The sequence below is a fragment of the Bradyrhizobium sp. 1(2017) genome, from assembly GCF_011602485.2.
Lineage (GTDB): Bacteria > Pseudomonadota > Alphaproteobacteria > Rhizobiales > Xanthobacteraceae > Bradyrhizobium.
Window position 1 is genome coordinate 7,074,412 of record NZ_CP050022.2, and the last position, 18,587, is coordinate 7,092,998.

Genomic DNA, 18,587 nt, shown 5'->3' on the forward strand with positions numbered 1-18,587 from the left:
AGATGCCTGCTTGCCGCGGGCATCTCAGAACGAGGATGACACCTGCAATGCGGTCCCGTTAGCGCGTAAGCTGCTGGGCGGCGTGGCGGTTATCCGCGGTCGCGTCCGCTTCCGACCAGGATCGCGGCTTGACCTTGTCGCCGGCCGCGAACTTCTGGAAGCCTTCGACCACGACCTTGTCACCGGCCTTCAGCCCTTCCGTGACGAACCAGAGTCCGTCCTGCACCGAGCCGGTGCGTACCGCCTGCACGGCGATGTGGTTGTCGTCCTTGACGACGAAGACCTCGCTGCCGCCGCCGCCATTGCGCTGGACCGCCTGCTGCGGCACCGCGATCGCGTCGGAATCGAGACCCTGATCGATACGGACACGGACATACATGCCGGGCAGGAGCTCGCGCTTGGGATTGGGGAACTCGCCGCGCAGCGTCACCTGGCCGGTATGGGCATCGACCTTGGCATCGGAGAACAACAGCTTGCCGTCGAGCGCGTAGGTGGTGTTGTCGTCGAGCACGAGGCGGACCTTGGCGGCATCGGACGCAATTCGCTCGAGATCGCCGGTTTCGAAGGCGCGGCGGAGCTGGTTGAGCTCGGTCACCGACTGGGTGAAGTCGGCATAGATCGGATCGAGCTGCTGGATGCTGGCGAGATTGGTCTCGTTCTGCACCACGAGCGCGCCCTCGCTGACGAGGGCCGCACCGACGACGCCGTCGATCGGCGCGCGCACGGTGGCGTAGTCGAGATTGAGCTTGGCACGCGCGAGCTCGGCCTTGCGTCCCTCGACGTCGGCATGGGCTTGCAGCTCGGCCGCGATCGCCTTCTCGTTCTCGGCTTCCGGCGCGGCGCGATCCTTGGTGAGCGCAGCGACGCGGCGCGCCTGCTGGTGCGCCTGCATCGCAGCGGCCTCGGCCTTGGCGAGCGCCGCCTCGTTGGCCATCACCTCGACCTCGAACGGGCGCGGATCGATGCGGTAGAGCGGATCGCCTGCCTTCACCTCGCTGCCCTGGCGGAACAGGCGCTCGACCACGATGCCGGAGACGCGCGGCCGCACGTCCGAGACACGCGTGGGTGCGATGCGGCCCGGCAGCTCACGCACCACGGCGCGCGGCTGAGGCTTCACGATCACGATGCTGACGTCAGGATCCGACGGCGGAGCGGTGGATATTGCAGAGCTGGACTCGTCGCAGCCCGCCAGCAGCGGCGCCAAGGCCGCGAGCATCATTGCAACGCATGCCGATCGCGCACGAAGTCCTGACATGAAGTTTAGTGCCCCGATATTGTTGAAACTGATCATGCTCACGCGGGGCCCGTTCTGGGTCCTTTACACGCGGGCTGATACCGCCAAAATAGAATGCATCTGCTGCGATGCAACGCATGGAGCGGGCGGCTCATTGTCACACAGCCTATACTCTTGAAATAAGAAGGCTTTTGCGGACTCACCTGATTGTGAATCGAGGTCCACCGGCGCGTGCTGCGGCGGAACATCGCAATCAGTCGGCGGCCTTCATCCGGTAATGGCTGACTCCCCATTCGGTTCCATCGGCGTAGCCGAACAAGCCCGATGTCGCGAGAAGGAACCAGCGCCAGCGTCGCATCCAAAGGGCGGTCTCCTCGCCATAGACCCTGCGCAAGGAGGCCTCGATGGCGTCGCGATGCGCGTCGAAGTTCGCAAGCCAGTCGTTCGCGGTGTGCTGGTAATGCGTGCCGCTCCAGCACCATTCCTTCTCGATGGCGAAGATGTCGTCGAATTGCCTGACGAGATGATGGCTCGGCATCAATCCGCCCGTGAAGACGTGCTGCGCGATCCAATCCTCGCGGTTGGCCCGCTCGAACAGATGCGAGCCGGAGCGATGGGAGACCACATGCATGAACAGGCGCCCCTCGGGTGCGAGCCAGGCGCGCAGGCGCGTCATCAGCTTGCGCCAGTTCATGATGTGCTCGAACGTCTCGACCGAGACGATGCGGTCGAACCGGCCCTCGGGCGCGAACACGTTCATGTCGGCGGTGACGATGCGCAGGTTGAGGAGCCCGCGCTGCCGCGCTTCCTCCTCGACATAGACGCGCTGTGCCTGCGAGGCCGCCACCGCCGTCACCTTCGCGTGGGGAAACTGCCGGGCCATCCACAGCGACAGCGAGCCCCAGCCGCAGCCGAGCTCTAGGATGGTCTGCCCGTCGGCGAGGCCGGCATGCTCGACGGTCTGGCGCAGCGCCTCCTCCTCTGCCTCCTGCAAGGTGGTCGCATCGGTCTTGTAGAAGCAGCACGAATATCTGCGGTTGGGGCCGAGCATCTGCGCGAAGAAGGACGCGGGCACCTCGTCGTGCCGGCTACCGCCGGCATCCGCGCTCTCGGCGATCGGCCGCAACATCATCCGCCCGGCGAAGGCGGCATCGTCGGCTGCCCCCAGCGTGGAGAGCCGCGTCGCCGTGCGCGAGCACAGGCGCTGGATCGCGGCGCGAATCACCACGTCCGGTAACGGCACACGTTCGGCAGTCCCGATGATCGCGGTAACGACGCTCATGCGGCCCCCGAATGGCGAGCTTTTGCAAACACCCGCCTATCAAAGCGCGGCTTCCGGTCCGGGTTCCCCAGGCTGTCCCCGAAATCGGCGCATCCGGCGCTTTTTTTGGGCTGGCGCTGTGCCATAGTGCGGCCCGCAAGCAAGCTTCGTAACGGATGATACCGGCCATGCCGTCTGGCACTTCCCGCTCCACCATGGATATCGAGTACACCAAACTGTCCTCGCCCAGCGTCTTCCTGGTGCGGATGCTGGTCTTCCTGGTGCTCTGCGCGCTGGTGGGCGTGGTGCTCTACAAGCAGATCATCCAGGCCTTCTTCGCCAATCCCGGGCTGAACGCCCTGATCGGGGCGGTGCTGTTCATCGGCATCGTGCTGGCCTTCCGCCAGGTCATCCGGCTCTATCCCGAAGTGTCCTGGGTCAACAATTTCCGCATCGCCGATCCCGGCCTGGCGCCGGCCCGGCACCCGAAGCTGCTGGCGCCGATGGCCGCGATCCTCGGCGGCGAGCGCTCGGGGCGGATGACCATCACCCAGACCACCATGCGGCACCTGCTCGATTCGATCGCGACCCGCCTGGATGAAGCCCGCGACATCTCCCGCTACATGACCGGCCTCCTGGTCTTCCTCGGCCTGCTCGGCACCTTCTGGGGCCTGATCGAGACGGTCGGCTCGGTCGGCAAGGTGATCGACGGGCTCAAGGTCGGGGGCGATTCCGGCGCGCTGTTCGACACGCTGAAGGAGGGCCTCGCCGCCCCGCTCGGCGGCATGGGCATCTCCTTCTCCAGCTCGCTGTTCGGCCTTGCCGGCTCGCTGATCCTCGGCTTCCTCGACCTGCAATCGAGCCAGGCCCAGAACCGCTTCTACACCGACCTGGAAGACTGGCTCGCCACCACCGTGCGCGAATATGGCAGCGGCGAGGTGGCGGTCGCGCCCGCCGGCGGGGGCGTCGCCGGCGGCGAGCTGCAGGCCGCGGTCGAGCGGCTGCGCTCCGTGTTCGAGGAAGGCAGCGCCGGCCGCGGGACCACCGCGGCGATGGCGAGCCTTGCCGAAGCCATCCAGGCGCTGGTCTCGCACATGCGCACCGAGCAGCAGATGATTCGCGAATGGGCCGACGGCCAGGGCGAGCAGAACCGCGAGATCCGGCGCCTCCTGGAGCGGATCGCGCGCCAGCCGGAGAAGAGCTGAGACGGCATCGTTTCCCGGTTGCGACACGGCATGAAATGATGCGTCGCTGAGCCGGGGCCTAGAGAACGGGGAATGCGTCCCGGCTCTGCGCGGCAGCGTTTCACGCAGCAGCGCGTCCGGGACACGAGAGTGGAGAACAACCGACATGGCTCTTGCCCGCGCCCGCCGCAGCGAAGGGGGGCTCAACTACTGGCCCGGCTTCGTCGACGCGCTGTCGACGCTGGTGCTGTCGATCGTGTTCCTGCTGTCGGTGTTCCTGGTGGTGCAGTTCTTCCTGTCGCAGGAGGTCACCGGCAAGGACAAGGCGCTGGAGCAACTCAACGCCAAGATCGCGCAGCTCAACGAGCTGTTGTCTCTGGAGAAGCTCGGCAAGCTCACGCTCGACGACCAGGTCTCGCAATTGAAGGCGGGCCTTGCCTCGGCTGAAACCGAGCGCAACCGCATCAAGGGGCTCTATGACGGCCTCGCCGCCGCCGGCAACGACGCGCAGGGCAAGACCTCCGAACTCGGCAAGGCGCTGGATTCGGAGAAGGCGGTCTCGGCGCGGGCGCTGGCGCAGATCGAGGTGCTGAACCAGCAGATCAGCGCTTTGCGCCGGCAATTGGCGGCGCTGGAGGAGGCGCTCGACGCCTCCGAGAAGCGCGACAAGGAATCGCAGAACCGGATCGCCGATCTCGGCTCCCGCCTCAACGTCGCATTGGCGCAGCGCGTGCAGGAATTGTCGCGCTACCGCTCGGAGTTCTTCGGCCGGCTGCGCGCCATCCTCGGCAACCGCCCCGATATCCGCATCGTCGGCGACCGCTTCGTGTTCCAGTCCGAAGTGTTCTTCGACACCGGACAGGCGGCCCTGCTGCCCGAGGGCCGCGCCGAGCTCGATACCCTGGCGGCCGCGCTGATCGAGCTCGACAAGAAGATCCCGAGCGAGATCCCCTGGGTGCTGCGCGTCGACGGCCACACCGATGTGCGCCCCGTCAGCGGCCCGAACTTCAAGTCGAACTGGGACCTGTCCGCGGCGCGCTCGATCTCGGTGGTGCAGTATCTGGTCTCGCTCGGCGTGCCCGCCCAGCGCCTCGTTGCCGCCGGCTTCGGCGAATTCCAGCCGCTCGACACTGGCAACACCGAGGAGGCCTACAAGCGCAACCGCCGCATCGAGCTGAAGCTGACGGAGCGGTAGTGAGCGCCCTCACCCTGCGCCCCTATTGCGCCGAGGACGAAGCCGCCGCGATCGAGCTGTGGCATCGCAGCTGGCAGCAGGCCTATCCGCAGATCGACTTCGCGGCCCGGCTCGCATGGTGGCGCGAGCGCTGGTGCAAGGATCTGGTGCCGAAGGCGTCCATCGTCGTCGCCGAACTGGATGGCGCCCTCACCGGCTTCGTCACCATCGACGGCGACGGCTATCTCGACCAGCTCGTGGTCGATCCCGCCCATTGGGGCTCGGATGCCGCAAGGCTGTTGGTGGACGAGGCCAAGCGGCTGTCGCCATCGGGCGTCACGCTGCTGGTCAACAAGGACAATGCCCGCGCCATCCGCTTTTACGAGCGCAACGGCTTTGCCCATGCCGGCAACGACGTCAACCCGACCTCGGGCCGGCCGGTGCTGAAGATGGAATGGCGGGCGTAGGGGCTGAGGTACGCTAATCTATCCCTGCCATCGTCCCGGCGAAGGCCGGGACCCATACCGCGTGATCTATCGATAGGCGCAGGTGGCCGTACCGCGGGAAGACTCTTCACAACCAGTCTTCTCACAACCAGTCTTCGCCAAACTTCTTCCTGTGGTTATGGGTCCCGGCCTTCGCCGGGACGACACCGTGGGTGAGGCCGCGTCAGCCTCACGCCCCCTCGAACTGCAGCCTCGCCAGCCGTGCGTAGAGGCCGTTCGCAGCGACGAGCTCGGCATGCGTGCCCTGCTCGACGATCCTGCCCTGGTCCATCACCAGGATGCGGTCGCAGGACAAAACGGTGGCGAGGCGGTGGGCGATCACCAGCGTGGTGCGATGGCGCATCAGCTCCTCCAGCGCGGTCTGCACCAGCGTCTCGCTTTCGGCATCGAGCGCGGAGGTGGCTTCATCGAGCAGCAGCAGCGGCGCATCGCGCAGGATGGCGCGGGCGATGGCGATGCGCTGGCGCTGGCCACCCGAGAGCGTCACGCCGCGCTCGCCGAGCGCGGTCTCGAAGCCTTCGGGCAAGCGGCGGATGAACTCGGCGGCATGCGCGAGCTCGGCGGCGCGCTCGACCTCGGTATCGGTCGCATCGGGCCGGCCGAAGCGGATGTTCTCGCGGGCGGATGCCGCAAACACCACCGATTCCTGCGGCACCAGCGCGATGCGCGCGCGGACATCGTGCGGGTCGGCGGACCTGACCGGCACGCCGTCGAGCGCGATGGTCCCGCTGCGCGGATCGTAGAAGCGCAGCAGCAAATGGAAGATCGTGCTCTTGCCGGCGCCGGACGGGCCGACGATCGCAACCTTCTCGCCGGGGCGCACGGAAAACGAGACGGCATCGAGCACGTTGACGTCGCGCCGCGCTGGATAGGCGAAGCTGACCCGATCGAAGCCGACTTCGCCGCGCGCCGGCACCGGCAGCGCGCGCGGCGACGCGGGCGCGGTGATCTCGGACTCCACGTGCAGGATTTCGAACAGGCGCTCCGCCGCGCCTGAAGCCGCCGACACCTCGCCCCAGACCTCGCTGAGCTGGCCGAGGCCTGCCGCGGCGAACACCGCATAGAGCACGAACTGGCCGAGCCGGCCCGGCGTGATCGCACCGGTAAGCACGTCGTGCGAGCCGATCCAGAGGATCGCGACCACGCTGGCGAACACGATGAAGATGATGATGGCGGTGAGCACGGCGCGGGCCTGGGTCGAGGTGCGCGCGGCTTCATAGGCCTGCTCGACATTGCCGCCGAAGCGCTTTTCGGCGAACTGCTCGCTGGTATAGGCCTGCACGGTGCGGATGGCGCCGACCAGCTCGCCCGCATAGGCGGAAGCGTCGGCGAGCGTATCCTGCGCATTGCGCGACAGCCGCCGCACCCAGCGGCCGAACGCGACCAGCGGCAGCACGATCAGGGGAATGGCCAGCAGCACGAAGCCCGACAATTTCGGGCTCGTGATCACCATCATCGCGGCGGCGCCGAGGAACATCATCAGATTGCGCAGCGCGATCGACACCGAGGCGCCGACGGCGGATTTGAGCTGGGTGGTGTCGGCGGTGAGGCGCGAGATCAGTTCGCCGCTGCGCGCCGAATCGAAAAAGGCAGGCGAGAGCGACAGCAGGTGAGCGAAGACGTCGCGCCGGAGGTCGGCGACGATGCGCTCGCCGATCGTCATCACGAGGTAGTAGCGCGCAGCGCTCGCCAACGCGAGCACGGCGACCACCGCGAGCATGACCGAAAAGTAGCTGTTGATCAGCTCGATGCCCTCGGGCGTCAGGCCGAAATCGATCATCCGGCGCACCGCGACCGGCACCAGCAGCGTGGTCAGCGCGGCGACCGTCAGCGCGACGAAGGCGAGCGCGGCACGGCCGCGGTAGCGGCTCACATAGGGCGCGAGCGCGAGCAGCGGCCGCAGCTTGGCGCGGCCCTTGGCGGGCTGCTCGATCAACTCGGCTTCGATCGACGCCGTGTCCGCGGACTTCATTTCGGACCGATCGACATATTGGTCATCAAGCCGTTCCACTGCGCTCATGAGATCCGACCCATTGCATCCGTTTTCTCCCAATAGGCCGGGGCAAGAGGAGTGGCAAATCCGTTATGTCCCTTAGGGGCAAGCCCCTCCAGGATGGCTTGTTTTGTGGGGTTTCGTGAGGTATAGAGCCGCCCAAATCCGTCATTCGCTAGCCACCCAAGAAGGCGCCGGGGCGCCGAGGAATTGCCATGAAAGCCGAAATTCACCCGAACTATCATACGATTACCGTCGTCATGACCGATGGAACCGAATACCAGACCCGTTCCACCTGGGGCAAGGAAGGCGACAAGCTGAACCTCGACATCGACCCGAAGTCGCATCCGGCCTGGACCGGCGGCAACGCCCAGATCATGGACCGCGGCGGCCGCGTTTCGCGCTTCCAGAAGAAGTTTTCGGGCTTTCTCAAAAAGGATTGATCCGGCCGCAAGGCGGAAATGAAAACGCCCCCGGAAAGCCGGGGGCGTTTTTGTTTTATGGGCTCTCGTCATTGCGAGGAGCACTTGCGACGAAGCAATCCAGACTGCCTGTGCGGAGACCTTCTGGATTGCTTCGCTTCGCTCGCAATGACGGGAGGATCGACCTTAGCGCTCGAACGCCGCTTTCAGCGCGTTGAGGTGCGGCACCAGCGGGTTGCCGATCGCGACGTGCTCGGCCGGCGGGGTGTGGATGGTGGTGTCGAGACGGCGCACGCGGGTCTGCAGGCTCATCGAACGATGGATCAGATCCTGGAGCTGCGAAGGCAGCTTCTCGATGGTGTCGGCGGGGCCCGGATCGGCGGCGGTGAGCTTGACCTTGGTCTTCTCGCGGTTGGCCTGGCTCAGCGTCATCTCGCCTTCCTTCACCGCGCGGTGCAGCAGCAGCCACGAGGCGAGCTGCATCAGGCGCGTGGTGAGACGCATGCTCTCGGTTGCATAGGTGAGGCTGACGGCGCGGTCGAGCGCCTTGGCCTCGGTGCGGCCGGCCCCGTCGAGATAGGAGGCGGTCTCTTCGACGAGATCCATGCCCTCACGGAACAGGACGCCGAACGCCGCAGAATTGGTGAACCGCTCGCTGAGCTGAACGAGAGCGCCTTCGACCTGCAAACGTTCCATGGTTAACGCCCCTTACGCAACTGTTTAACTGTCCGGCTTGGCGCCGGCTTATGATGAACAAATCATTGCGCGGGCGAGACGCGGAGTCCAGTGACAAGCGCGGATATGGTTTCCACGGGTCATTCCTCGGAATGCAACCAGCGATCAGACCCGAGCAGCGGGCGTGAGGCAAAAAAGCAAAAAAAGAGCCGCCGGAGACCGGCGGCTTTGAAAGTTGATAACAGGGAGGCGTCAAACAGAGTGGACAGGAGCCACTCGGTGTCCAAACGAGGACAGGTCCAGTCATAAACCCGAAAGCTTAATCGACCGTAAACGAGCTAATTTTTTGAGAGTTCGTTAGCCATGTCGGCCAGTGGCCGAGCGCGGGGCGGAACAAAACGCCTCGTCGCCCCGGCGAAGGCCGGGGCCCATAACCACGGGATGGAGTTATCGCGCGAGTTTGTAACCCCGCGTCATCGCCAAATGACTTGCACGGAGTATGGGTCCGGCCTTCGCCGGGACGACAGCCGACGTGTGGCGACTACTAAGTCTTGAAAAAGCTGTTCGCCGCATCGCGCGAGGCGCGCTTCCTGGTAGCGGCTTCTTCCAGTCGTTCGATCTCGGTCTTGAGCAGCAGGACGCGCTCGGCCAGTTCCTCCACCGACAACAGTGAGAGATCCTGTCCAATCTCATGGCTGATCTTCTTGCGCGGGCGGTCGTCGTCTTCCGTCGGCATTCTCGGTCCTCCTGCGTTCGTGTAGCCCAAACGAGCTTGGGCGGTTGCCAGCGTGAAGCGCGCTGGCTAAGCAATGGCCTCGTTTCCTCCCGCACCTTTGCTCAAGGACACATCATGGACAAGCTGCCCGCGCAAATGACCGTGGTCGCCATCTCCACGCCTGGCGGACCGGAGGTGCTGGTGCCGGAACAACGCCCCGTGCCGCAGCCCGGACCGGACGAGATCGTGGTCAAGGTCGAGGCCGCGGGCGTCAACCGGCCCGACGTCGCGCAGCGCTCCGGCGCCTATCCGCCGCCGCCCGGCGCCAGCGACCTGCCGGGCCTCGAGATCGCCGGCGAGGTGGTGGCGGTCGGCAGCAATGCCAAGCGGCACAAGATCGGCGACAAGGTGATGTCGCTCGTCGCCGGCGGCGGCTACGCGCAGTATTGCATCGCGCAGGACGCCCAAGCCATGAGCGTGCCGCCGTCGCTGTCGATCAAGGAAGCCGGCGCGTTGCCGGAAACCCTGATGACGGTGTGGCACAACGTGTTCGAGCGCGGCGGGCTGAAGGCCGGCGAGACGCTGCTGATCCATGGCGGCTCCTCCGGCATCGGCACCATGGCGATCCAGCTTGCCAAGGCATTCGGCGCGAAGGTGTTCGTCACCGTGGGATCGCAGGACAAGATCGACGCCTGCCTCAAATTGGGCGCCGACCGCGCCATCAACTACAAGACCGAAGACTTCGTCGCCGTGGTCAAGGAAGAGACCAACAAGGTCGGCGTCAACCTGATCCTCGACATGGTCGCCGGCGACTATGTCGACCGCAACTATGACGCCGCCGCAGTCGACGGCCGCATCGTGCAGATCGCAACGCTCAATGGCCCCAAGATCACCGTCAACATCGCCAAGGTGATGGTGAAGCGTCTCACCCATACCGGCTCGACACTGCGCCCCCGTAGTAATGCGGACAAGGCGGCGATGGTGGCCGCGATCGAGGCGAAAGTGATGCCGCTTTTGCGAGAAGGCCGCGTCAAGCCGCTGATGGACAGCGCTTTCCCGCTGGAAAAGGCGGCCGACGCGCACCGGCGCATGGAAACGAGCGCACATATTGGCAAAATTGTGTTGGAGGTGTAGGCCGCCGGCCTACAGGATAAGGCGGAAACCCTTTGATTTTCCTCGCTTTCGTGGCATCTATCGCGGCGCACCGAACGACTTCTGTCCGGTCTGAAATCGCCTTTTGAATCGCCTTGCACTCGAAGTTTGCGTCGAACGCGGAGAACTGACCTTGCGTCTGCTCAGGTGCCTCGCGCCCATCGCGCTGGGCCTCATGATGCTCGTTGCCGCGTCCCCCGCGCGCGCGCTCGACGCTGTCAGCGTTCGCAGTGACGCGCCCGCGATCGACCTCACCGGTGTGCTTGAGCATCAGCGCAGCGACGCCGACCGTATCCAGGTCTCCACCGCGCCCGGCACTGACGGCATCGTTCGCCGCATCGAGGTGCGTGCCCGCGAGGGCGGCCAGAACTGGGTGGTGTTCGCGCTCGCCAACAACACCGACGACCAGCTCGACCGCCTGATCGTCGCGCCGCATTATCGCATCGTCTCGTCGGGCCTGCTCTGGCCCGACCTCGGCCTGTCGCGCATCGCGACCATCACGCCGTCGATCGGCGACCGTCCGGAGCGCCAGGAGAGCGCGACGGCTGACGTGTTCCGCATCACGCTCGATCCCGGCGCCGTCGTCACCTTCGTCGCGGAGCTGCGCACCGACAAGCTGCCGCAGCTCTATCTATGGGAGCCGGAAGCCTACAAGGACAAGGTCAACTCGTTCACGCTGTATCAGGGCATCGTGATCGGCATCTCCGGCCTGCTTGCACTGGTGCTGACCATCCTGTTCGTGGTGAAGGGCAGCATCATGTTCCCGGCCGCGGCGGCGCTGGCCTGGGCGGTGCTGGTCTATATCGGCGTCGATTTCGGCTTCTGGGGCAAGGTGCTCGACATGTCGAACAACGCCGAGCGCATCTGGCGCGCGGCGGGCGAGGCGATCCTGGCGGCGACGCTGCTGGTGTTCCTGTTCGCCTATCTCAATCTCAGTCGATGGCATGTGCGCTATTCGCACATCACGGTGCTCTGGCTGCTCTTCCTCGGGGCCCTGGTTGCGCTGGCGCTGTTCGATCCGGCCGTCGCCTCCGGCATCGCGCGCATGTCGCTGGTCATGATCGCCTTCGCCGGCTTTGCGCTGATCGTCTATCTCTCGACCCACGGCTTCGACCGCGCGGTGCTGTTGATCCCGACCTGGTTCCTCCTCGTGGTCTGGGTGGTCGCGGCCGGCATGACGGTCGCGGGCTCCGTCACCAACGACATCGTCGGCCCGGCCCTGCTCGGCGGCCTCGTGCTGATCGTGATGCTGATCGGCTTCACGGTGATGCAGCACGCCTTTGCCGGCGGCAGTGCCAGCACCGGCGTCGTCTCCGACATCGAACGCCGCGCGCTGGCGCTGGCGGGTTCCGGCGACCTGATCTGGGACTGGGACGTGTCCGCCGACAAGGTCTTCACCAGCCCGGAGACCGAGGCCCTGCTCGGCCTCAAGCGCGGCGCCCTGGAAGGCCCGGCCGCCTCCTGGCTCGAGGTGCTGCATCCGCTCGACCAGGACCGCTTCCGCGCCGCGCTCGACAGCGTGCTCGACCAGCGCCGCGGCCGCCTGGTGCAGGATTTCCGCCTGCGCACGCCGGACGGTCACTTCATGTGGTTCGCGCTGAAGGCGCGCCCGGTGGTCGGCTCCGACGGCGAGGTCTCGCGCGTGGTCGGCACGCTCACTGATGTCACCGAGTTGCGCAACGCCGAAGAGCGCCTGCTGCACGATTCCGTGCATGACAACCTCACCGGCCTGCCCAACCGGAAACTGTTCATGGATCGGCTGGGTGCGGTCGCCCATTTCGCCAAGAGCATGCCGACGCTGCGGCCGACGCTGATGGTGATCGACCTCGACCGCTTCAAGCAGGTCAACGATTCCGTCGGCATCGCGGTCGGCGATTCCATCCTGCTGACGCTGGCTCGCCGCCTCACCCGCATCCTGAAGCCGCAGGACACGCTGGCGCGGCTCGCCGGCGACCAGTTCGGCCTGATCCTGCTTTCGGAGCAGGATCCCGCCCGCATCACCGCCTTCGCCGAGACCATCCGCAAGACCATCCGCGCGCCGATCGCCTTCAACGACCGCGAGATCTTCCTGACGGCCTCGATCGGCCTCGCGCTGTCCGATCCGCAGACCCAGCTCACGGACGAGATCATCAAGGACGCCGAGCTTGCGATGTATCACTCCAAGCGCATCGGCGGCGACCGCATCGACGTCTACAAGCCGGCGATGCGGGCGCGGAAGACCGATCGCCTGACGCTGGAGAGCGAACTGCGCCGCGCCATCGAGCGGCAGGAGATCACGATCCTGTACCAGCCGATCGTGCGGCTCGAGGATCGCTCGATCGCCGGCTTCGAGGCCCTGGCGCGCTGGGACCATCCGAAGCTCGGACGCATGGCGCCGTCGGAGTTCATCACCATCGCGGAAGAGACCGGCCTGATCGTCGACCTCGGCATGTTCGTGCTCGACCAGACCGCAAAACAGCTCGCGGTGTGGCAGCGCGCGATGCGCTCGCGCGATCCGATCTTTGCCTCGGTCAACGTCTCGTCACGGCAATTGCTGCGCCACGACCTGATCCACGACATCCGCACGGTGCTGTCGCGATCCTCGGTGGCGCGCGGCACGCTGAAGCTGGAACTGACGGAATCGCTGGTGATGGAGAATCCGGAGCACGCCGCGCAGATGCTGACGCGGATCCGCGAGCTCGGCACCGGACTCTCGCTCGACGATTTCGGCACCGGCCATTCCTCGCTGGCCTATCTGCAGCGCTTCCCGTTCGACACCATCAAGATCGACCAGTCCTTCGTCCGCACCACCAACCGCGGCACACGGCCGGTGATCCTGAAGTCGATCATCGCGCTCGCGCACGATCTCGGCATGGACGTCGTGGCCGAGGGCGCCGAGACCGATTCCGACGCGGTCGAGCTCTACCAGATGGGCTGCGAATACGCGCAAGGCTTCGCTTTCGGCGAGCCGATGGACGCCGACGCGGCAATGCGCCTGCTGACGGAAGTGCGGCTCGAAGCGGCGAGTTAGGGTCTTTCCCCTCCACCTTTTGAGGGTCTGTTCGCGAAGCGAGCGGAGTGCCACACCGGCCGCTGATGCCGGGCTTGATCCAGATCAATAGGCCCTCCTCGACCGCCCCGAAAGATGGCAAGCAGCATTCGATCCGGAACGGCGTCGTCATCGAGGTCACCAGGCTCGCCGATGTCGTTCCCGGAACGAGCGGACCACGCGCGTCTTTCTCGGGAGTCACGGATGACCCGGCACCTGTTCTACGCGATCACCCTCATCGGCACCGGCGTTTTCCTCGCCTCATCGGCCGAAGCAGTGACGGCTTCACGATGCGAGGATCGAGGAGCAAATTGCATCGGCACATGTGCCGACTACACCGGCGGGGCCGGTGACGTTCGGGGACGCCAGAACACATGTGTTCGCGCCTGCGACCGGCAGACCGCCAGTTGCCTGATACGAGCACATGCCGCCGACGATCGCTGGCCGCATAATCGCCAATGAAGGCGGCGGTTCTACGCGTGGCCGACCGCCCCCTTCTCGCGCTTGCGGCGCACCGCGTACAGCTGACCTACCCTGGCTTCCGTCGCAGCCCCGCGACCAAACAAATTCCCCCCAGCAGCGAGATCGCGGCAAGGCCGCCCCACACCATTCCCGACTGTTCGAGATAGACGTCCTGCGCGACCGGATCGTAGCAGCGGCCGAGCTCGTTGAAGCAGTCGCGCCAGCGCCAGTAGCGGGCTTCGAAGGCGAGCGCGAACAGCACGCCTGATCCGATCAGGGCCACGCCCAAAATTGCCCTCAGCCAGCGCAGGATCATGCGGCGCGACCTCACCTGCGCTGGGATTTCTGCTTCCTGAACCTTACGCTCTGGCCGTCGGGCATCCGCGTCGCCACGAAGCCTGCGGCGAGGCAGGCTTCGCGTTGCGGCATCTGGATGTCGGGACTGCGCAGGCTGTCCCACCAGGAGGCGCGATTCGCCGCGCGCGGCAGGGCCGCGTCGATGATCTCCTCGATCTGCTCGAAGCTCAGCACGAACTCGTCCTGCTTCTGCCGCATCAGATAGTCGCGCAACGCGTGGTAGTCGTTCACAATCGTCCTCTCGTCCCGCTCACATGAGGCTGCCCAAAACCGTGTGGCGCATAAACCGTTTCTTAACTCATTGCGGCAGCGCCGTCCCGCCTTAAACACTACGCAAGCTTTCGGGCGCATCCAGTAGGATCGGGAGCGAGCAATGCTGTCTGGATGGCGCGAGGTCACGGCCCGTCGGCCGTGGCGGATTTCGGCGAAGCTGCTGATCATCTCGTCCGTGGTGACGATGATCGGCTTCTCCGCCATTTGCGTCAACGTCATGCTGGACATGCGTCGCGGCGAGGAGGCGCTCGCCCGCCAGACGCTGGAGAATCTGGCGACGACGATCGAGTCGGACGTCAGCCGCAACATCGAAATCTACGATCTGGCGCTCAAGGCGGTCGCCAGCAACATGCTGCTGCCCGAACTCGCGACGGTCACGACGCCGATCCGCCACCTGATCCTGTTCGACCATGCGACCACCGCCAGGCATTTCGGCGCCATTCAGGTGTTCGATGCCGAGGGCCGGCTGACCATCGACGCTTCCACGCTCGATCCCCTGCCGGAGGACCGCAGCGAGGAGGACTATTTCAGGATTCATCGCGACAATCCCGGGGCCGGGCTCTTCATCAGCCGTCCCATGCTGTTTCGCGGTGCCTACTCCATCGTGCTGAGCCGGCGCATCAGCGATGCCGACGGCGGCTTCATGGGCGTCGTCACCGGCTCGATCCGCTTCAGCTACTTCCATGAATTGTTCGATCGACTGAGCCTCGACCCCGACGACACCATCACCGTGCTGAAGCGCGACCGCACCATCATAATGCGGCGGCCGTTCGATCTCGACATCATCGGGACGAACCTGAACGACCATCGGAGCTGGAGGGCGGACAATCTGCCGGCCGGTGCCTCCTATTCGGGACAGGGCCCGGTCGATCCGACGCCGCGGCTCTATGCACGCAGCGGCGGCAGCGGCCCGCTGTTCGTGGTGGCGGGCAAGCCTCTGGCCGCCGTGTTCGAGCTCTGGCAGAGAGAAGCCTATCGCATCGGCGCCGTGGTGCTGGCGCTCACCCTGTTCATGCTGGCCTCGACGCTGGTGCTCGCGCGCGAGATCGGCCGGCGCGCCGAGGCCGAGCGCAAGCTCGAGGAGATGGCGACGACGGACGCTCTCACCGGCCTGAAGAACCGCCGCAAGTTCGATTCCGTCATCGACGTCGAATGGCGGCGCGCGATGCGCCAGAAGGCGCCGCTGGCGCTGCTGATGATCGATGCCGACCACTTCAAGGCCTACAACGACACGTTCGGCCATCAGGCCGGCGACCAGGTGCTGGTCGGCATCGCCATCTGCATTTCCGATTCGGTGCGCCGGCCCGGCGACTGCGCCGCCCGCTATGGCGGCGAGGAATTCGCGGTGCTGCTGCCGAACATTTCGGCCAGCGACGCCTTCAAGGTTGCCGAGACGATCCGCCTCAAGGTGCAGGGCTGGTCCGACGGCGAGACGATCTCGACGGTGTCCTGCGGCGTTGCCAGTCTCGTTCCCGTCGCCGGCATGGATTGGCCGGTCCTGGTCGCCGCCGCCGACAAGGCGCTCTATGCCGCCAAAGCCGGCGGCCGCAACCAGTCGATGGTCGCGAGCTTGTCGCAGCTGTCGCTGGCGGCGTGAGGCCCCCCGGTGTCGTCCCGGCGAACGCGGGGACGACAGCGGAATATGCGGCGCCTACTGCCCCAGATACTTCTTCATCTCCGCGATCAGCCCGTCGCGCAATTCCGGGCGCTTCAGGCCGTAGGCGATGTTGGCGCGGAGGAAGCCGGGCTTGGAGCCGCAATCGTGGCGTTCGCCTTCGAACTCGACGCCGTAGAATTTCTGCGACTTGGCGAGGCCGATCATGGCGTCGGTGAGCTGGATCTCGCCGCCGGCGCCGCGCTCCTGGGTTTCCAGGATCTTGAAGATCTCCGGCTGGAGGATGTAGCGGCCGGTGATCGAGAGGTTGGAGGGCGCGGTGCCCTTGGCCGGCTTCTCGACCATGCCGTCGACCTCGAACATCTTGCCGGTGCGTTTTCCGACGCCGCAGATGCCGTATTGATGGGTGAGATGGTCGGGCACCGCCTCGACCGCGACCAGATTGGATTTCTCGCCGAGCGAGGATGCCATCTCGATCATCTGCTTCAGGCAGCCGGGCGTGTTGAGCACGAGCTCGTCGGGCAGCACCACCGCGAAGGGCTCGTTGCCGACGATGTCGCGCGCGCACCAGACCGCATGACCGAGGCCGAGCGGCGCCTGCTGGCGGGTGAAGCTGACCGCACCGGCTTCCGGCTGGTTCTGCGCCAGGATTTCCTGCTCGGCCTTCTTGCCGCGCGCAGCCAGCGTCGCGTCGAGCTCGAACATCCGGTCGAAATGATCCTCGATGACGTTCTTGTTGCGGCCGGTGACGAAGACGAAGTGCTCGATGCCGGCCTCCCTCGCCTCGTCATAGACGTACTGGATCAGCGGCTTGTCGACGATGGTCAGCATTTCCTTCGGCATCGCCTTGGTGGCAGGCAGGACGCGGGTGCCGAGGCCGGCGACGGGGAATACGGCTTTGCGAATTTTCATGGGGGCGATCGAATACCTGAGGACGTGAACGGAGCAATGGTGACTTGCTAACCTGTTTGCAGCCGCCAACAAAGGCGGATGTGGGGCCCCGCCCCGACAGAGTTAAGAAAAAGGCCGTCACCAAAATTTCATCTTTGTTAAGCTATTGGCAACGCCTACCAGGCCTCCTGATGGCGGAATCTTCAGGCCGACGGATGGGACATGATGCAATCAGCGGCAAGACTGGCAAGACAGGCTGGGTCCATCACCGGTGCGGCCGTAATCGCGGCAGCTCTGCTGTTGCCGGCATGCGCGCACGCCCAGGCGCAGAACGGACTGTCCAACCTGTTCGGCGGCATCTTCTCCGGCCAGAGCCCTACGCCCGCGCAACCTGCGCCGGGCGCGCCAGGGGGAGCTCCCCCCTGGAGCGGCGAGGACGGGGCCTCCGGCCACCCGCTGATGACGGCCGCCGCGATCCGCGAGGCCGCGGGAAATTTCAACAATTGCGTCGCCGCGATGTGGCCCGATGCCGCACGGCGCAACATCACCCAGGAGAATTTCCAGCGCTTCACGGCCGGGCTCTCTCCCGATTTGCGCATCATGGATCTCATGGATTCGCAGCCGGAGTTCACCAAGTCGATCTGGGACTATCTCGACATCCTGGTGAACGATAACCGCCTCGCCAAGGGCCGCGAGATCCTCGCCAAATACAAGGCGCAGTTCGACGCCACCGAAAAGGCCACCGGCGTCGACCGTTACATCATCGCCTCGATCTGGGGCATCGAGTCCAACTACTCGACGCAGATGGGCGACCGCAACGTGCTGCAATCGACCGCGACGCTTGCCTGCGTCGGCCGCCGCCAGGCCTATTTCAAGGACGAATTCCTCTCCGCGCTGGAGATCCTCAACCGCGGCGATCTCAGGCCTGAGCAGCTGCGCGGCTCCTGGGCCGGCGCCTTCGGCCCGACCCAGTTCATGCCGACCGCGTTCAAGCGCTTTGCCGTCGACGGTGACGGCGACGGACGGCGCGACGTCGTCGACAATCCGACCGACCTGATCGCATCCACCGCCAACAATCTGAAGAAGGACGGCTGGCAGGCCGGCCAGACCTGGGGCTACGAGGTCACGGTGCCGCAAGGCTTCAACTACATGCTGGCCGACCGCGCCAAGGCGATGACGATCGGGCAATGGGAGAAGCTCGGGCTGAAGCGGGCGACGGGCCAGCCCTTCCCCCATCCGGCCGAGAAGGCCTATCTGCTGGCGCCAGCCGGCGCGCAGGGGCCCGGCTTCCTGATGCTGCAGAACTACCGCGTTATCATGAAATACAATCCGGCCGAGGCCTATGCGCTGGCGATCGGACACTTCGCCGACCGCCTGCGCGGCGGGCAGCCCTTTGTGCAGCCCTGGCCGCGGCAGGAGCGGGAGCTGTCGCGTGCCGAGCGGCTGGAGCTGCAGCAATTGCTGGCGCAGCGCGGCTACTACAAGGGCACCCCGGACGGCCAGTTCGGCGGCCAGACAAGGGAAGCCCTGCGCAGCTTCCAGGCCTCCATCGGGGTGCCCGCGGACGGCTTTGCCTCCTCCGACGCGCTGGACCAGCTGCGTAGGCGGTAAAATCGCGCCGAAAGTAACCCTGAACCGGGATTTT

The 18,587-nt window shown here is 65.7% G+C and carries 17 protein-coding genes; 9 read left to right on the plus strand and 8 right to left on the minus strand.

Going from position 1 to position 18,587, the window contains the following annotated elements:
• Positions 1-58 precede the first annotated feature (58 nt).
• On the minus strand, positions 59-1,255 hold the full coding sequence (locus HAP40_RS33555) for an efflux RND transporter periplasmic adaptor subunit (protein WP_208024913.1): 1,197 nt from the start codon (positions 1,253-1,255) through the stop codon (positions 59-61).
• Positions 1,256-1,487: 232 nt separating this feature from the next.
• Positions 1,488-2,516 carry an SAM-dependent methyltransferase gene (locus HAP40_RS33560; RefSeq protein WP_166813208.1) on the minus strand — a complete coding sequence of 343 codons (1,029 nt, stop codon included), beginning with the start codon at positions 2,514-2,516 and terminating at the stop codon, positions 1,488-1,490.
• A 167-nt stretch (positions 2,517-2,683) separates the two neighbouring features.
• Here HAP40_RS33560 and HAP40_RS33565 point away from each other — a divergent pair, with 167 nt between their 5' ends.
• The 3 genes from HAP40_RS33565 (at position 2,684) to HAP40_RS33575 (ending at position 5,320) form a co-directional block, all read left to right on the plus strand.
• A complete protein-coding gene (locus HAP40_RS33565; protein ID WP_166813206.1) occupies positions 2,684-3,700 on the plus strand; it encodes a flagellar motor protein MotA in 1,017 nt (338 codons plus the stop codon).
• A 145-nt stretch (positions 3,701-3,845) separates the two neighbouring features.
• Positions 3,846-4,874, plus strand: a complete 1,029-nt coding sequence (locus tag HAP40_RS33570; protein ID WP_166813204.1) for a peptidoglycan -binding protein — start codon at positions 3,846-3,848, stop codon at positions 4,872-4,874.
• Positions 4,874-5,320 carry a GNAT family N-acetyltransferase gene (locus tag HAP40_RS33575; protein WP_166813202.1) on the plus strand — a complete coding sequence of 149 codons (447 nt, stop codon included), beginning with the start codon at positions 4,874-4,876 and terminating at the stop codon, positions 5,318-5,320. The genes HAP40_RS33570 and HAP40_RS33575 overlap by 1 nt, the downstream gene beginning before the upstream one ends.
• 208 nt (positions 5,321-5,528) lie before the next feature.
• Here the strand turns inward: HAP40_RS33575 and HAP40_RS33580 are convergent, their stop codons facing one another.
• A complete protein-coding gene (locus HAP40_RS33580) occupies positions 5,529-7,379 on the minus strand; it encodes an ABC transporter ATP-binding protein/permease (protein ID WP_166813200.1) in 1,851 nt (616 codons plus the stop codon).
• Positions 7,380-7,567: 188 nt separating this feature from the next.
• Between HAP40_RS33580 and rpmE the strand changes: the two genes are divergently transcribed.
• Positions 7,568-7,795, plus strand: coding sequence for a 50S ribosomal protein L31 (gene rpmE, locus HAP40_RS33585; RefSeq protein WP_166813198.1), 228 nt, complete (start codon positions 7,568-7,570; stop codon positions 7,793-7,795).
• Between the two features lie 165 nt (positions 7,796-7,960).
• Here rpmE and HAP40_RS33590 read toward each other — a convergent pair whose 3' ends face one another.
• Together HAP40_RS33590 and HAP40_RS33595 are read right to left on the minus strand one after the other, a co-directional pair.
• Positions 7,961-8,470, minus strand: a complete 510-nt coding sequence (locus tag HAP40_RS33590; RefSeq protein WP_166813196.1) for a DUF1465 family protein — start codon at positions 8,468-8,470, stop codon at positions 7,961-7,963.
• 523 nt (positions 8,471-8,993) lie between these two features.
• Positions 8,994-9,185, minus strand: coding sequence for a DUF1192 domain-containing protein (locus HAP40_RS33595; RefSeq protein ID WP_166813194.1), 192 nt, complete (start codon positions 9,183-9,185; stop codon positions 8,994-8,996).
• A gap of 114 nt (positions 9,186-9,299) precedes the next feature.
• Here HAP40_RS33595 and HAP40_RS33600 point away from each other — a divergent pair, with 114 nt between their 5' ends.
• The 3 genes from HAP40_RS33600 (at position 9,300) to HAP40_RS33610 (ending at position 13,806) form a co-directional block, all read left to right on the plus strand.
• Entirely contained in the window at positions 9,300-10,298 is a 999-nt protein-coding gene (locus tag HAP40_RS33600; RefSeq protein ID WP_166813192.1) for an NAD(P)H-quinone oxidoreductase, read from the plus strand.
• Between the two features lie 151 nt (positions 10,299-10,449).
• Positions 10,450-13,326 carry an EAL domain-containing protein gene (locus HAP40_RS33605; RefSeq protein WP_166813190.1) on the plus strand — a complete coding sequence of 959 codons (2,877 nt, stop codon included), beginning with the start codon at positions 10,450-10,452 and terminating at the stop codon, positions 13,324-13,326.
• Between the two features lie 222 nt (positions 13,327-13,548).
• Positions 13,549-13,806, plus strand: coding sequence for a hypothetical protein (locus HAP40_RS33610; RefSeq protein WP_166813188.1), 258 nt, complete (start codon positions 13,549-13,551; stop codon positions 13,804-13,806).
• Between the two features lie 67 nt (positions 13,807-13,873).
• On the opposite strand, the gene HAP40_RS33615 is transcribed toward HAP40_RS33610, so the two are convergent.
• Together HAP40_RS33615 and HAP40_RS33620 are read right to left on the minus strand one after the other, a co-directional pair.
• On the minus strand, positions 13,874-14,122 hold the full coding sequence (locus tag HAP40_RS33615; RefSeq protein ID WP_166813186.1) for a hypothetical protein: 249 nt from the start codon (positions 14,120-14,122) through the stop codon (positions 13,874-13,876).
• Positions 14,123-14,133: 11 nt separating this feature from the next.
• The gene (locus tag HAP40_RS33620; RefSeq protein WP_166813184.1) at positions 14,134-14,394 is read right to left on the minus strand and encodes a DUF7662 domain-containing protein; all 261 of its coding nucleotides are present in this window, start codon (positions 14,392-14,394) and stop codon (positions 14,134-14,136) included.
• A gap of 142 nt (positions 14,395-14,536) precedes the next feature.
• Here HAP40_RS33620 and HAP40_RS33625 point away from each other — a divergent pair, with 142 nt between their 5' ends.
• The gene (locus HAP40_RS33625) at positions 14,537-16,033 is read left to right on the plus strand and encodes a sensor domain-containing diguanylate cyclase (RefSeq protein WP_166813182.1); all 1,497 of its coding nucleotides are present in this window, start codon (positions 14,537-14,539) and stop codon (positions 16,031-16,033) included.
• Between the two features lie 54 nt (positions 16,034-16,087).
• Here the strand turns inward: HAP40_RS33625 and HAP40_RS33630 are convergent, their stop codons facing one another.
• Positions 16,088-16,963: a UTP--glucose-1-phosphate uridylyltransferase gene (locus HAP40_RS33630; protein WP_166813180.1), complete on the minus strand. Its 876-nt coding sequence runs from the start codon at positions 16,961-16,963 to the stop codon at positions 16,088-16,090.
• 201 nt (positions 16,964-17,164) lie between these two features.
• Here HAP40_RS33630 and HAP40_RS33635 point away from each other — a divergent pair, with 201 nt between their 5' ends.
• Positions 17,165-18,553, plus strand: a complete 1,389-nt coding sequence (locus HAP40_RS33635) for a lytic murein transglycosylase (RefSeq protein WP_208024857.1) — start codon at positions 17,165-17,167, stop codon at positions 18,551-18,553.
• Positions 18,554-18,587: the final 34 nt, after the last annotated feature.